The sequence below is a fragment of the Anatilimnocola floriformis genome (genome assembly GCF_024256385.1).
Classification (GTDB): Bacteria; Planctomycetota; Planctomycetia; order Pirellulales; family Pirellulaceae; genus Anatilimnocola; species Anatilimnocola floriformis.
Window position 1 is genome coordinate 1,937,252 of record NZ_JAMLFW010000002.1, and the last position, 15,304, is coordinate 1,952,555.

General features: G+C 56.2%; 10 protein-coding genes, 2 tRNA genes and 2 rRNA genes. 9 read left to right on the forward strand and 5 right to left on the reverse strand.

Annotated features, from left to right (window positions below; genetic code table 11):
* Positions 1 to 88: 88 nt before the first annotated feature.
* Together M9Q49_RS32270 and M9Q49_RS32275 are read left to right on the forward strand one after the other, a co-directional pair.
* On the forward strand, positions 89 to 673 hold the full coding sequence (locus M9Q49_RS32270) for a helix-turn-helix domain-containing protein (protein ID WP_254507121.1): 585 nt from the start codon (positions 89 to 91) through the stop codon (positions 671 to 673).
* Positions 674 to 692: 19 nt separating this feature from the next.
* Positions 693 to 1,301, forward strand: a complete 609-nt coding sequence (locus M9Q49_RS32275) for a hypothetical protein (protein WP_254507120.1) — start codon at positions 693 to 695, stop codon at positions 1,299 to 1,301.
* 578 nt (positions 1,302 to 1,879) lie between these two features.
* Here M9Q49_RS32275 and M9Q49_RS32280 read toward each other — a convergent pair.
* Positions 1,880 to 2,728: a tetratricopeptide repeat protein gene (locus tag M9Q49_RS32280; RefSeq protein WP_254513435.1), complete on the reverse strand. Its 849-nt coding sequence runs from the start codon at positions 2,726 to 2,728 to the stop codon at positions 1,880 to 1,882.
* Between the two features lie 459 nt (positions 2,729 to 3,187).
* On the opposite strand from M9Q49_RS32280, the gene M9Q49_RS32285 reads away from it, so the two are divergent.
* Both M9Q49_RS32285 and M9Q49_RS35870 read left to right on the forward strand, forming a co-directional pair.
* Positions 3,188 to 4,810, forward strand: a complete 1,623-nt coding sequence (locus M9Q49_RS32285; RefSeq protein ID WP_254513436.1) for a PP2C family protein-serine/threonine phosphatase — start codon at positions 3,188 to 3,190, stop codon at positions 4,808 to 4,810.
* Between the two features lie 126 nt (positions 4,811 to 4,936).
* Positions 4,937 to 7,240, forward strand: a complete 2,304-nt coding sequence (locus tag M9Q49_RS35870) for a calcium-binding protein (RefSeq protein ID WP_254513437.1) — start codon at positions 4,937 to 4,939, stop codon at positions 7,238 to 7,240.
* A gap of 8 nt (positions 7,241 to 7,248) precedes the next feature.
* On the opposite strand, the gene M9Q49_RS32295 is transcribed toward M9Q49_RS35870, so the two are convergent.
* From M9Q49_RS32295 to M9Q49_RS32310, 4 genes are read right to left on the reverse strand one after another with little or no spacing between them, the layout of a single operon-like run.
* Positions 7,249 to 7,617 carry a type II toxin-antitoxin system VapC family toxin gene (locus M9Q49_RS32295; protein ID WP_315861226.1) on the reverse strand — a complete coding sequence of 123 codons (369 nt, stop codon included), beginning with the start codon at positions 7,615 to 7,617 and terminating at the stop codon, positions 7,249 to 7,251.
* Between the two features lie 15 nt (positions 7,618 to 7,632).
* Positions 7,633 to 7,857 carry a hypothetical protein gene (locus M9Q49_RS32300; protein ID WP_254513439.1) on the reverse strand — a complete coding sequence of 75 codons (225 nt, stop codon included), beginning with the start codon at positions 7,855 to 7,857 and terminating at the stop codon, positions 7,633 to 7,635.
* Between the two features lie 46 nt (positions 7,858 to 7,903).
* Complete coding sequence (locus M9Q49_RS32305) at positions 7,904 to 9,823, reverse strand: TlpA disulfide reductase family protein (protein WP_254513440.1); 1,920 nt, start codon at positions 9,821 to 9,823, stop codon at positions 7,904 to 7,906.
* A gap of 12 nt (positions 9,824 to 9,835) precedes the next feature.
* On the reverse strand, positions 9,836 to 10,081 hold the full coding sequence (locus M9Q49_RS32310) for a hypothetical protein (protein ID WP_254513441.1): 246 nt from the start codon (positions 10,079 to 10,081) through the stop codon (positions 9,836 to 9,838).
* Positions 10,082 to 10,165: 84 nt separating this feature from the next.
* Here M9Q49_RS32310 and M9Q49_RS32315 point away from each other — a divergent pair.
* From M9Q49_RS32315 to M9Q49_RS32335, 5 genes are all read left to right on the forward strand, one after another.
* Positions 10,166 to 10,239 (forward strand) — tRNA-Ile (locus M9Q49_RS32315).
* A 24-nt stretch (positions 10,240 to 10,263) separates the two neighbouring features.
* Positions 10,264 to 10,336, forward strand: a tRNA-Ala gene (locus M9Q49_RS32320).
* Between the two features lie 760 nt (positions 10,337 to 11,096).
* Positions 11,097 to 13,990 (forward strand): 23S ribosomal RNA (locus tag M9Q49_RS32325).
* A 171-nt stretch (positions 13,991 to 14,161) separates the two neighbouring features.
* Positions 14,162 to 14,269, forward strand: a 5S ribosomal RNA gene (gene rrf, locus M9Q49_RS32330).
* Between the two features lie 49 nt (positions 14,270 to 14,318).
* Positions 14,319 to 15,290, forward strand: a complete 972-nt coding sequence (locus tag M9Q49_RS32335; RefSeq protein WP_254513442.1) for a class I SAM-dependent methyltransferase — start codon at positions 14,319 to 14,321, stop codon at positions 15,288 to 15,290.
* Positions 15,291 to 15,304 lie beyond the last annotated feature (14 nt).

A 15,304-nucleotide genomic window follows, 5' to 3' on the forward strand; every position in this document is an offset into this window, starting at 1 on the left:
GCGACATAAAGTTTTGCCGGGTTGTGGGATTCGGTAGCATGAGTTCGTCTCGGGCGTCTGGTGAATTCGTTGCTGCGGAGATTCGATCATGCCTCGTGCTTTGGCTTTGGCGGTTCGGCGGGCGATTTGGCGACGATCTAAGAATGGGCAGTCGGTGGCGCTCATCGCCCAGGAGTTGGAGTTGTGCGAGCGGACGGTGAGGAGCTTTTTGCAGCGGTTGCGGGCGCGGGGCGAGGCTGCGTTGGCGGCCAATTATCAGGCGTGCGGCAGAGAGCGTTCGCAGGATGCGGAAGTGGTGCGGCGGCGAACATTGCGATTGCGTGAGCAGCATCGGCGCTGGGGCGCTGAGCGTTTGCGAATTGAATTAACGCGGTGGTTTGTTGCGGCTCAACTTCCCAGCACGCGCACATTGCAGCGCTGGTTGCGGACCACGCGGCCTGCGCCGAGTGGTCGTCGCCAGGGCACGCGCGTGACGCGAGCAGAGCAGCCGCACCACGTTTGGCAGATTGATGCTGCGGAGCAGAAGCGACTGGCCAGCGGCGCGCCGGTGTCGTGGTTGCGCGTGGCCGATGAGTGCAGCGGCGCGGTGCTAATGTCGTTTGTTTTTTCCCCTCGGTCACTTCACGCAGGTTCCCGTGGTTCGCGTGCAGGCCTGTTTGCGGCAGGTTTTTAGCGAATATGGAAGGCCGCACGTGATGCGTGTCGACAACGGCGCACCGTGGGGTTCGTGGAGCGATCTCCCCACCGCGCTCGCGCTATGGCTCATCGGCTTGGGTATTGAGATGCACTGGAACACGCCGCGCCGACCGCAGGAGAACGGCGTGATCGAACGAAGTCAGAGCCTGGTGAATACTTGGGCGGAACCGCGGCAGTGCCGAACTGTGCGTCAGTTTCAATCGCGACTGCGGCATGAAGATCGCTTGCAACGCGAAGTTTATCCCGCAATTCACAAGCAGCCGCGAGTCGTGGCGTTCCCCGAGCTGAAGCATTCGGGGCGCACCTACACGGCAGGTTGGGAACGACGTCACTGGAACTGGGACCGCGTGCTTGAGCATCTCAGCACCTATTGCGTGCCCCGTCGTGTCGATCAGTCGGGCAAGATCGGGCCGTATCACCGCAAGCTGTTTATCGGCGCCCGACACGCCGGCCGCGACGTGTACCTGAGCTTCGACCCCGATCGCTTGGAATGGCTGGTGACCGATGAACCAGGCAACCAACTGCGAGCGATATACGCCTCCGACTGGACTCCACACGCCGTGCGCACTCTCCAAGTGCCAGGGCCGGCGCAGCGTCGCAAATGAAAACACTGGCGTAGACAAGTGAACATGAAAGCTAGCTAGATCGGCAAAACTTTATGTCGCTATTAACGCGGCAAAACTTTGTGTCGCGTGACAGGCTCCCGCCGAGCCGCCGAGGTGGAATTGCGAAGGCCGTTGGCGACTGCTTTCGACCGGCGCGGCTCGGCGGGAGCCTCGCCCTCCCGAAATCAGCGCCAGCGTGGGCGGCTACTGGATCTCGACATCTCTGACCTAAGTTGTCACCACATACGCATTTAATTAGCGGGTGATCTTTCTCAATTAGGTCGATGTTTTTGAAAATGACAGTCGTCGCGGCGCTACCCGTGCGCGCTGAGAGCAACCGACCGATTTCGAATGGAGTACCGCCGGGCAGGGTTTTGTTCGCGTGCGAATAATCTGCTCTGGTTATAAAAAGGTTATGGACTTGGCCCGATATAACCGCCATGTTTTGTCGCAAAGCGTTGGATGGAAAGTCTTTGCCGAATCGCAGAAAATTTGATAACCTGTTATATATTCCACCGCGCGGATTCAAGACTGCTACGGTGGCGAAGAGTAGGGGCTGGCCTCGGGCTAGTGGTTGATCATTGGGCTTTCGCGCGCTTGAGCAGTTTCTTCGCGGCAAAGTACCATTCGCCTTCTTGGTGTCGCCAGACGCGAGTGCCGCGGCGGTATTGGTGCAGAATGTCTTGTAGGATCTTGATGGCTTCCGGGTTTCGGCGCGTCGCGAGCAGGAACTCGGCGTAGTAGTAGCGCGATGCTTCGCTGCGACGTTGCTTCAGCAGTTCCTGGAACTGACTCTCGGCTTGGTTGTTTTCGCCTTGCGCGCCGAGCAAGCGGGCCTGGTGCAGTTTGTAGCGGGCTTGAAACTCACTGGAGCGCTCGGGAGTGATGCGGGCCGCGATGGTAACCGCTTCGGCGACGCGACCGGCTGCTAGGTGAGCTTGTGAGAGTCGCAGCAGCAGTTCGCCGTCGTCCTTGAACGCCCCCTGCAAGCCATCGGCGAGAACATCGCACTCAGCGCCGTACTGCTCCGCCGCGTGCAACTCTTCGGCGAGCAGGAAGCGATTCTTCACGGTTGGAGCGTATTCGAGTTGTTCGCGGCGATGAGCAATTCGCTGCGCGGGGCTTTTGAGTTTCCACAAGAACGACTCCCAGTTCAGCTTGCCGAACGTGGGGCGAACTTCGAGGAAGACATAGGCCGCGATGCCGATGAACGGAAAGCCCATGATGACCCAGATCCACCAGTACGGCCGGCCCGTGCGAATCGCATGGATCACGCAAAACAATTGCACACCGACCAGCAGCCAGCCGAACGACGAAAAGAAGATCCAATACGCCGGCCAGTATTGTTCGATGCCATGCGGGCCAAAATCATGCGGCCCATGCAGGGGCGGAATGGGCGTTTCGGGAATGGCAGGAGTATCGTCCACAACACAACTCGATGCAGGGTTGAGATTGACGGAAGAAGTTTAAATGGGGTTATTGAAGGACGCAAACTTTGCGCGGCGCTTTGCAATTGGTTCCGGTCGCTGCCACCGCAGAGAGGTAAGAACTCACGTTGTGGACTCGGCATCGCGGACGAATCCGCCTTCGTGAATGGTGCTGTCGCACGTTGCCGATAAGTTCGTCGATTTCGCCCAAGCCCTCGCTCACGCGTCGGGCTACCTTCGTTGCTTCGCGACGAGCGTTCATAGGCGGTGCGAGTTGAGTTCTGAGGGGCCGATTATAGGGCGCGAATCGCTGCCACGCATTTTTTCTGGTTGGCGGGCCGATGGAACCTGTAGCGATCATGGAAGCTGGATGGCCTGCGGTGTTTTTGATGCTGCGGGGGCGCGATCGTCGTTGAGAACAATGGACTGCCCGTTTGGCGCATTACGCTCAAGACAACCGTGGCTCAAAACCCCGCCTCTCAGAATCAAATTGCGCTCAAACTGCACATTGAGGAGCTCCCGGGCGCCGCGCCAGCGGGAGTCGTCGGCGATCCGCAGTTTCTGCTGCTGAGCGAAGCCTTTGCCCGGGCCACCGGTTGGCAACTGCAGTATCACTTCGGCTGCGTGGATGATTGTGGTGAGCGCTGGAGCGCACCTGTCGCCGGCGGCGTGAATCAGGTCGGGCGGCTCGCGCTTGTGCCCGCGACTCCCGCGCAGGATGCGCAGCGAGGCAACTTCAAACCGGCTTGCGATCTGGAAGCGGCCCGTCCTTTGGCCCTGGCCATCGCCAACCTGATGGGCGAAGTGAATCAGACTCGTCATGCCCTGTGGCAACGCGAAGCCGAACTTGCGGCCGGCGTACCGGTTGCGGTTCGTGCCGATGAACGAAATCATTTGGCCGAACGGCTGCAATGCGTGCTGCAAGGTGGCGCCGAAGCGCTGAACTGCGAAGCGGCAGCGCTCTATCTGCTGGATGAAGGAACTTCGACGCTTAAGTTGCGGGCGATGTGGGGCTTGCCGCAGAGCAAATTGCTCGAGCCCGCGCGTCAGTTGCGCGGCGCGGTCGCCGATCTCGAGGCGCTCGTCGGTCATGCGGTGGTGCTCGAAGATACTTCGCTGCTGCCGCATTGGCGCTGCCCCGAAGAAGACTTTGCCGCGGCTGTTTGCGTGCCGGTTTCGACGTCGTCGACGCCGCTCGGTACGCTGTGGCTCTTTAGCCGATCGCAACGCGACTTCAGCGATTCGCAAACCAACTTGGCCGAGATCGTGGCGGGCCGCTTGGCTGCCGATCTCGAACGGGAGATGTTATTAACGGCCGGCGCGACGGCGAAACAAAACGATAAGCAGCTGGAAGTTGCCGCCCGGTGGCAGCAAGATCGTTTGCCCAGTGTCACGCCACTGCTGAATGAGTTCGAAGTCTCCGGCTGGACGCAGCAAGCCCACAATGTGGGCGGAGATTTCCACGATTGGACGGTTCTCAACGACGGCAGATTGGCGCTCGCGGTCGGCGACGCGCAGGGTGCGCCGCTGCAAGCCAGTTTGAATGCTGCCTCCGTGCAAGCCGCGCTGCGAGCTCACACGAGCTATCGGCACAGCGCCAAGGATTTGCTCTCGCGACTCAACGACACGCTCTGGCAAGGCTCGGCTGGCGATCAGTTTGCGTCGTTTGGTTACGGCATCGTGAATCCTGAGTCCGGCGAAATCGATCTGGCCTTGGCAGGAACTGTTGCGGCTTGGATCATTCGCGAAAATTCACGCGAGCTGCTCGCGGCCGATGGCGCGCCGCTGGGTACAGGCATCGAACCGCCGATGAAAAATCTCATCCTCACGCTCGAGCCGGGCGAACTCTTAGTGCTCCTCAGCAACGGTGTTCGCACGGCCACCGATCAGGCCGGCTTGCGAATTGGTGAAGCCGTGATGGCGGCTACGCTGCGGCGACATTGGTGTGAACCAGCCGAATCGTTGGCCGGTTGGTTGCGGCGATTGCTGGAGCGTGCTGGTTCTGCGATTGAAGACGATCGCAGCGTGCTGGTTTGCAAACGCCGGAATGAACCGCTGCCGCCGAGGAAGCGACGCCGCTAGAAAACACGCGCTGAAAATGTCGCATGCGAACGAATATTCACTGCGACTAATTGTCACCCCATGACCGCGTAATTAGACTTCGACCCTACATCTGTAGGGTTTTTGTCTACTAACGAAGGTCATCTCGTGAAGATTCGCAAGTCGCCGGTCAAGCCAGTTTTTTCGCGTCCGCGTGTTGAGCAACTCGAAAGTCGCGACTTGCTCGCCAATCTGGTGTGGGCGAATCGAGGACAAGCTTCCGATCGATTTGCTGAAGTCTTCGGCGCCAATGCGGAAGGTGCGCGGCGCGTGGTCGATGCCGTGCTCGCCTCGTGGGCCACCGTGCTGGTCAATCTCAATCAACCGCCCGTCGATGCGCCGGCTGACCGCAATACGATCAGTTTCAACATCAGCATGTCGCAAACCGATCCAGATTTCGGCGGTGCTGCCGCCATCACTCGTTACGCATTTCCGACCGAAGCCGACAAAGCCGCCAATCGCAACGGTCATCCCATTGCCGGTGATTTTACGCTGAATCGCGGCACCGTCGGTCAACCCAACAACGGCTGGTGGATCGATCCGACGCCGAACGAAAGTTCCGAGTTCACGAACATACTTAGCCCGTTCGCGGCCTCACGGCCCGACGATGCGGTCGGCGTGGATTTGTATGGCACGATCAATGCCGAGTTTGCTCACATCCTAGGGCTGTATGACACAGCTCCGGCCCGGTTGCCGACACCGCTGACCGGTACGGTTACCAAAACGACCATTCCCGATCAGGCACATGGCGGCGGCGTGGGATTTTATTATGTGTTTGACGGTCCGAGCGGCACGCATCTGCTGACGAGTTGGGACAGCGGCGGTGGTCCGCGCGGCCAAGATGTGAATGGCCCAACGCACACGGCTGGTCCGACGGCAGCGAATTATCCGGTCGCTTTCACCAGCCAATATCGCGGCGCGGTGAGTTTGCGCGGTGGCATGGATCCCGGCAACGCATCTTTGAGCGCCGGTGCCCGTGTGCTTGCGAGTGACAACGTCGCTCAAGTGCTCAAAGATGCCTACGGCTACGAGATTCGCCTCCCTTCGACGATCCCTGGCGGCACGTTCAACGTGGGAGTCGCTGCCAACACGCTGAACGTGCGTGGCGGTCCAGATGGCGACGGCCCGGCTGCGGCAGCTGCGAATGCCGCCGGCGCGGTTGGCAATCCGAACCTGCGCAACGACAACATCATCGCGGCCTATCGCGATAACGGTGGCGTGAGCGCGGATTCGATCACCCTGAAGCGCGATGGAAACGATGTGGTGGTGACGTATGACCTGGGCCGCGATGGCCCGGTGGGTGGTCTCGATTCGGATGGCGACGGCAATGCGCCGCCGTTTGTGACGCGCGTGCCGCTCAGTTCGTTCACGTCGATCAAGCTCGACAGCGATGGCGGCAATGACACGATCACGCTTGATTTCAGCGGCGGTGATTTTCTCCCCGCCGGCGGTTTGCGATTCGACGGCGACCTCGGCGTGGATAAGCTGATCGTGACCGGCGCGACGACGTATCGCGTTGATGGTGATGTGCTTACGCTGACAGGCTTAGGGACGGTTGCTCTCGATAGTGTGGCCGAATTGCAACTCGTGGGGACCGCGGCGGCAGATACTTTTGAAGTTCGCAACTGGGCCGGCGCGATCACGCTCGACGGCCAGGGTGGCAACGACAGCTACACGATCGACTGGTCAGCCGGCGCGAAGGGAACAGCGCGGATCGTCGACAACGGCGGAACGGCTGACCAGGTGCAAGTGATCGGCACGGCAGGCGCCGATGCGATCCTGGTGACCGGTAGTGTGCTGCGATCGCTGGCGGCGGTTGTTGACTTCCGCAACACGGGGATTGAGCAACTGACGGTCGACGGTGGCGCTGGATCCGACACGATCTTGGTGCTGGGATCGCCAGTAGGGACGTTCGTGCGACTGCTCGGCGGCCAAGGCAACGACGTGCTGCAGGGCTCCGATGGCTCAGAATTCATTTCAGGTGGCGATGGCAACGATATCATCACCACGGGCCAGGGTGACGATCTGGTTCTCGGCGGCGCAGGCAACGATGTGATCACAACACTGCCGGGCATCAGCCGCAGCCTGGTGATCGGCGGCCTGGGAAGCGACACGATCACGGCAGGAGGCACCGGCACTCTGTTGATCGGCGGCACGACCAACTACGACAACAACGAAGCCGCTCTGCGCTCGCTGCTCGCCGTTTGGGCTCGCCGCGATTTGAGCTACGCCTTGCGTTTGGCTCAGCTACGCGTCGGCGGCGGAGCAAACGGCGCGAATGTCTTGACGGCTGCGACGGTCAAGGAAGACAACGCCCGCGACATCCTCTTCGGCTCCGTTGGCCAAGATTGGTACTGGGCGACCGGGTTGGATTTGGTGGTGGGTAAGGCGGCGAATGAATTGGTGAACTGAGCCGCAACCTACCAAATTGCACGGACCGGATAGCGCGAGAAAATTGCGTCGCTCGTGACGATGGCCATTCCCTCAGCGATGGCTTGCGCCGCCAGAATTCGATCGAATGGATCTCGATGGACTGGCGGCAGAGCGTTGAGTTGCAAAACGTGGCTTGTCTGAATCGGCAGTTCCTGGAATCCATGGCTCAGTTGATCGGCAATGATCTGAGCCAGAGAGCCGCGTAGCGCGAGCTTGCCGATTGAACTCTTGATCTGCATTTCCCAGATCGAGGCACTGCTGCACCAGCGTTCGTTCAGTGGATCAAGGATCGCTTGATACGCAACTTGAGAGAGGTTCGCGGCATGGCTGTCCCACCAAATAAACGCCGTTGGTATCGAGCAGCAGTTTCATTACTGAGTCGGCCAAACGTCTTCGGAAAGCGGCTCATCGAAGTCCGGTCCCATAACGATGGCGCCGGGATGTAAATCGGGAGTTGGCACGCCTCTCTTCATCACCGAAACAAGTTGTGCTTGCTCACCATTCGCGACAACGACGATCTCTTGCCCTGATTTAATCAGGGCAAGAGCTTCATGGAACCGCGCCGGCAGTTCATTCACATCAATCTCAGTGCGCATCGGAAAAGCCTCCGAAGCTATTGTACCACCCGCGCTGCGAGGTTCGCTATTTCACCAACTTCTTCAGCTCGGTTTCAATCTCGCTGGCGTGGATGTTGCGATTTACGACGCGACCGTTTTTGTCGATGAGGAGCATCGTGGGCAGCGAGAGAATGCCCATCTCGTTGGCCAGTCGGCTTTCGAGGCCCCCTTCGTCGTACAGTTGAGGCCAGGCGAGTTTCTTTTGCGTCACGAACGCTTTCGCGGTGTTGAGTTCATTGTCGAGATTCACGCCGACCGGGGCGAACTCCTTTGGATAGCGATTCAGTAGCGTACTGATGAGCGCCATGTCTTGTTTGCAGGGCTCGCACCAAGTGGCCCAGTATTGAACGAGAATCACTTTGCCGCGGTAGGCGCTGATGTCGAACTTGCGGCCATCGACCATGTTGCCTTGCAGTTGCATCGGTTTGCCAACCGACTCGAGACGGCGCTTGGCTCCAGTTGCCTTCTTGGCGATCTCGGTAGTGCCGAAGTCGGTCACGATTTTGCCGAACCACTCGACGGCTTTTTCATCGTCGCCGTTGAACTCATAGCCGATCGCCAGTTGCAGCATGGCTTCGGCGGTGTCAGGGCTGGTGGAGTACTGTGAAATAAATGCTTCGAGGTTGTTCAGCCATTTCTTGTTGATTTTCGCAAAATCGGGCTCTTCGTTACCCTTCGGCTGCAAGCTCAAGTTGTAGTCCGCCGACATTTGCCGGAATTCAACGAAGGGAACCAGATCCTTCAGCTTGGCGTCGCTCTTCACGGTTTCGAGTAATTTATCGAGACGGCGCACGCCGGCTGGATAATTGCCGGATTGAACAGCAGCCGACACGGTTTCGGCATATTGGCGAACCCAAATCGTGCGATCTTCGCCAGCCGTCAAACGGACGAGTTGATCGAGCACGTCGCAGCGATCGTTGTTTAGCTTGGCGAGTTGCGTCGGTGTGGCATTACCATTCAGCGATTTGTCGATCTTTGCCAAGTCATCGATTTGCTTCTGAATTTCAGGGCTAATTCCGCGGTTTTCTGGCCCTTCTTCGCCACCGCGGCGTTCCGGTTCGGCTTGGAAGAAGTAACCAACGGCAGTTTGCGAGTTCGGATCGCTGAGCAAATTCTTCGGCAAATCGATCATCCGCCAACGATCGCCGACGCGAATCAACGTGCCGACAATCAGCTGCGAAGTTTTGTCTTTGCTGTTCTGCACAATGGCAGTCACGTTGTCATAAACGACGATGTCTTTCGACGAACCGCCGCTGCCGGCCGTGACCACGCCAGGCTTACTCGCGCCGAAGGAGATCCACTCGGCGCCTTTGCCGATGAGCGTTTGTTTGCGAGCGGTGTCGGTGAATTTTTCCGCTGCGATCGCGAGCTTGGCTTTGATGTCGTCAGCGCGCTCGCTGCCGAGACCAAGCGTTTGCAGCTCATCAGCCGTGAGCAACAACCGCTGAAAGCGAGCGCCATCGGCTTCACGAATCGCGGTAACGAGCTCTTCGGTCACTTCTTCGGGCGAAATCGCTTTCCATTCGTCGATGCGACCGTCTTCGTTGGTGTCGACGCCGTGCCGAATGCCAGCCGTGCCGAGCCAACGATATTGGTCGGCTTTGTTGTTGAAATTGGCGTCAATATCGCGGTAAACCTCGATGCCGTTGGCGAAATAGCACCACTGATCGACCTTGTTGTCGCCGTTGGTGTCGAGAAAACGGCGAAGAACCTGGCCGCCGGCGTCGCGAACCACCCAGCCGGTGATTCCCCCGACGGTTTCGACATCGACTTTGCACTTGGCGATGTCGGCTTTTTCGGGCGAATCGAAGTCGATTCCCTGCTGTACGGGCATCAGGCGGAGAGCATCGGCAGCCGATGGCTGCTGAGCGCCGGCTGTTCCCAGAAACATGAGGGGAGCTGCGGCACCTGCCCAAAAACTCCAGCGGCGAAAAGATCGCAACATGGCTTCCGTTCCTTACTTAAGTGCGATTCTGGCGGCGGCAATCTCGGGCCGCGGGGCCAGGGTCGAGTGAACCAGCGCAATAAATTTCGTGTCTGTTCCGATATCCTGTTTTCGGCGGCCGGAGGGGCTGAAAACCAGAATCGCCGGCAACATTTCCGGATTGTATGGATTGCAAACCGCGAATTTCCAGAGAAATTTCAGAAACATTCGAGTTGCGGTGAAATCCCGTCGATAACTGGTTTTCTCGGCGTCACGCACCGGAATAACTGCCTCATTTGCACTGCCCCGTTTGACAGCGAAACAGGCGGTGATTTACAATTTGGAGCTTCCGATTTGCGGAATGCGCGGCTAGCTCAGTTGGTTAGAGCGCGTCGCTGATAACGACGAGGTCACAAGTTCGAATCTTGTGCCGCGCACTGCAGGGTTTGGTTGGTTCTGTCGGGGACGTAGCTCAATTGGGAGAGCACTGCCTTTGCAAGGCAGGGGTTGAGGGTTCGACCCCCTTCGTCTCCACTTTGGAATTGTTGCCGCGAAAAACAAGTGCTTCAAAACACTGGTTTTTCGCGGCGAAACACGCATCGAAAGGATGGTTCTCAAAAAAGCCTGATAGAATTCGCGAAGTACCCCTTGTCGGCGTTTCGCAAATTCATATATTGGCACCATACGAAGGAATCACTGCTCTCCGCATTACTTGCGGGCGACTTCCCTTCCGGAAGTCAAGTTCCCAGTCGGTTAAAAAAAGAGAAGTGATTTTTTTGTCGGTGGTGTTGACGAGGTTGGCCAAGAGTTGTAAATTCGCTCTTTCCCACTTTGGTCGACCTGAAACGAAAGACGAAGTGAAGTGAGTTGCTAATCGCGAGAAAACGCTTGTTTTTACGAGTTTTTTCTCCTGAATAGCAGGCAGGATTGAGACCGGTTTCGGCCGGCTCCGCCTGGTTGATCTTTGACAATTTGGTTGTTGGGTAGATGGCATCTTCGTGAGGATGCTACTGAACGAGCTGGTTGCTTCGGCAGCTGGTGAGTGAAGTGGTGATCCTAGACGAACTCTTAAGCGTTGTCTGGTTGATGCACTGCAAGGTGTGTTGATTGGATGAGATGAAATAAGAAGTTATCGTTACTAGAAAACGCTGGATTGATCGGCACCGCGATTTCACAATCGTGCTGTTGGGTCACAAAAGCGTAGCTGCCTCAATCCAGAATGCTCTACTAAACAAAGCTGTTTAGGTCGCAAGGCCTAGATGGTGGTGGTTGGTGGAGAGTTTTGAATAATTGTGGTCAAGCTACTAAGGGCACATGGGGGATGTCTTGGCGTTAGAAGGCGATGACGGGCGTGGAAGACTGCGAAAATTTTGGTGTAGCTGTCAAACAAGCGTTGATACCAAAGTTCCCTAATTATTTAATGCTGAATCCATAGGCATTAAAGGCCAACCCGGAGAACTGAAACATCTTAGTATCCGGCGGAAAAGAAGGAAAAATCGATTTCGTCAGTAGCGGCGAGCGAAAGCGAAACAGCCTAAACCATGCAGGTTTTCCTGTGTGGGGTTGTAGGGTCCTTCACATGAGAGTTACAAAATTAATCAATAGCAGAATGGTCGTGGAAACACCAACCACAGAGGGTGACAGTCCCGTAAGCGGCATTGATTAATCTCTCGAAGGATACCTGAGTAAGCTGGGTCACGTGAAACCCCGGCTGAATCTACGGGGACCATCCCGTAAGGCTAAATACTCTCTAACGACCGATAGCAAACTCAGTAGGGCGACTGAAAGATGAGAAGAACCCCGTTGAGGGGAGGAATGTGAACCTGAAACCATGTGCTTACAAGCTGTCGGAGTCCTATGCCCTTCGGGGAATGGATGACGGCGTGCCTTTTGCATAATGATCCGGCGAGTTACCGTCAGTGGCTTGGTTAAGGTCTTACGGACTGAAGCCAAAGGGAAACCGAGTCTGAATAGGGCGACAATTGGTCACTGGTGGTAGACCCGAAACTGCGTGAACTACCCATGGGCAGGATGAAGCGCGGGTTAAACTGCGTGGAGGTCCGAACTCGTCTGGGTTGAAAACCGGTGGGATGACCTGTGGGGAGGAGTGAAAGTCTAATCAAACGCAGAGATAGCTGGTTCTCACCGAAATATATTGAGGTATAGCCTCAGGAAACTACATTGTGGGGGTAGAGAGACTGAATTGGTATGGGGGTCATTCCCGACTACCCGGCCGAGCCAAACTCCGAATACCATAATGACTATCCTGGGAGACAGACTGCGAGGGATAAGCTTCGTAGTCGAGAGGGAAACAACCCAGACCAACAGCTAAGGCCCCAAATTCATACTTAGTCACTAAGGAAGTGACGTTACTGTGACAGCCAGGATGTTGGCTTAGAAGCAGCCACCATTTAAAAAGTGCGTAACAGCTTACTGGTCGAGTAATGTCGCGCCGATAATGAACGGGAGTAAGTATGAAGCCGAAGCTTTGGAATCGCAAGATTGGTAGGTGAGCGCTGTATAGTAGATACAAGTGACACGGTAACGAGTCATGTCGGACTATACAGGTGATTATGCCGGAATGAGTAACGATAATGCAGGTGAGAATCCTGCACGCCGAAAGCCTAAGGTTTCCTGGGGAAGGGAAATCCGCCCAGGGTTAGCCGGTACCTTAGTCGAGGCCGAAAGGCGTAGACGATGGATAGTAGGTCAACATTCCTACGCTGCTAACGTGAACTGATGGAGGGACGGCGTCTCGAAAGTGAGCGGTACGACTAGAAATGTCCGTGGAGTACAGCAAGGTGAGGAATAGGCAAATCCGTCCTCGTAAGCCAAGTTGTAAGCCCGAGAGCGTTTATGTTCTCGAAGTCACTGGAGGGACGTCCAAGAAAATCTTCTAAGGGTTAAAGCGTTAGTAACCGTACTAAAACTGACACAGGTAGGCGAGACGAGTAGTCTCAGGCGCTCGGGAGAACGGTGGTTAAGGAACTCTGCAAATTCACCCCGTAACTTCGGGATAAGGGGTGCCAGCGCAAGCTGGCCACAGAAAATCGGCTCTAGCAACTGTTTATCAAAAACACAGGACTCTGCCAACTCGTAAGAGGATGTATAGAGTCTGACGCCTGCCCGGTGCCAGAAGGTTAAGGAAGAGGGTTAGTCGCAAGACGAAGCTCGCAACCGAAGCCCTGGTAAACGGCGGCCGTAACTATGACGGTCCTAAGGTAGCGAAGTTCCTTGTCGGGTAAGTTCCGACCTGCATGAATGGCGTAATGACTGGAGCACTGTCTCAACCACCGACCCGGTGAAATTGTAGTCGTGGTGAAGATGCCACGTTCCCATGGTTAGACGGAAAGACCCCATGAACCTTTACTGTAGGCTGATATTGGGTTGAGGTACGTTTTGTGTAGGATAGGTGGGAGGCTGTGAACCGGTAGCGCCAGCTATCGGGGAGCCAACGTTGAAATACCACCCTGAATGTGCTTTAATTCTAACCCCATCCCGTGAATCCGGGTGGGGAACAGTGTCAGTTGGGCAGTTTGACTGGGGCGGTCTCCTCCAAAAAAGTAACGGAGGAGTCCAAAGGTACCCTCAGCCTGGTTGGCAATCAGGCGCCGAGCGCAAAGGTAGAAGGGTGCTTAACTGCGAGATCCATCAATCGAGCAGATACGAAAGTAGGGCTTAGTGATCCGGTGATTCCGTATGGAAGGGTCATCGCTCATCAGATAAAAGGTACTCTGGGGATAACAGGCTGATCGCTACCGAGCGTCCACAGCGGCGTAGCGGTTTGGCACCTCGATGTCGGCTCATCACATCCTGGGGGTGAAGAAGCTCCCAAGGGTTTGGCTGTTCGCCAATGAAAGTGGTACGTGAGCTGGGTTCAGACCGTCGTGAGACAGGTCGGTCCCTATCTGCCATGGGCGTACGAAATTTGCGGAGGTTCTTCTTTAGTACGAGAGGATTTAGAAGGACGCACCTCTGGTGTACCAGTTGTCACGCTAGTGGCACGGCTGGATAGCTAAGTGCGGAAAAGATAAACGCTGAAAGCATCTAAGCGTGAAGCTCTCTCCAAGATTAGATTTCGTAGGCTTTGCCGTAAGTCCCCTCGAAGATGACGAGGTTGATAGGCCAGATGTGTACGCGTAGTAATATGCTTAGCTAACTGGTACTAATGGACGAACGCTTGGCCACATTTATTCACAATTCTCCTGAGGCAGCTGAAGTATGATAGCTTCGAAAGCTTCTCAGGCCTAAGAATGGGTTATTAAACATTGCAACCTAAGTTGCAGTCTGACCTGGTGCCATTTACCCAACAACCTTTGTTATACGGGGGTGCAAATCTTTACCGGTTTGCATTCCATTCCCGGTGACTACATCCGAAAGGCCACACCTGTTCCCATCCCGAACACAGTAGTTAAGCTTTCGGAGCCGATGATAGTGCTACAAACGCGAAAGTAGGTATCGCCGGGGTTTTTAAAACACTAGACCTCTTGCAAGGAAACTTGCAAGAGGTTTTTTTATGCGCACATTTGATCCACATGCAGAACCAACTCTTGCCGAGTTGACCGCCGGCCGTGAGGTCGCGCGGGAAGTCGGTCTTTTTTGGAAAGAGCAACTGCCCGCTTGGTTGCGATTGAATCTTGATGTCGGTGCAATTCTCGATCGCGGCCTGGTGCAACTGGCGAGCACCAATCTTTGGGGGCCGGCAAACCGCGAACCTTCGCAAATCATGTGGGATTCGGCCGGCGAAATTCTGCGCCACGGCTGGCTGCAATTGCGAGCGCGCGAAAAGCCGCGCGGATATGCCGGCGATCATGAGATGCTTGGTGCGATTTATCAAAATCGCGTGACGGCTGATCCGCTAGGGGGTGCTTTCGATCAATATTTTCTCCGCCAGGCAGCGCCGCAAGCTGTTCGTAATCGGATGGATTTGGTGCGGTCGGAAATTGAAGGCGGCCGATCGGCAAAATGTGTATTTATTGGTAGCGGCGCTGGCTTGGAAATAGTGTCTGCCTTCGAAAACGATTTGCCGCGAGAGAGTGAGCTTTGGCTGTTGGATCTCGATCCCGCAGCGATCGATCTTGCCGAAAAGAATCTGCTGCCATTCGTTTCGCCGGAGAGATTGCACTGCCTGGCAGAAAATCTGGTCCGACTGCCCAAAAAAAAGAGGTTGCTTGAGCAGCTGGCCGGCGCCGATCTCGTGGTGTGCACGGGATTCTTTGATTATCTCGAAGACGAAGCCGCAGCCGAGTTGCTGAAAACCTTCTGGCAACTGCTTCGGCCGGGTGGCCAGGCGTTGATTTTCAATTTTGCTCCTTGGAATCCGACGCGGGCCTACATGGAATGGATCGGTAATTGGTATCTGCTCTACCGAACTCGGGATGATTTGGTCTCGCTCGCAAGAAAATCTGGGATTGAGGCCGGTGATTTCGCAGTGACCGCCGAAGCCAGCGGTATCGATTTGCTGCTGCGACTGTCAAAACCTCGATAATTTCTGGATTGCCG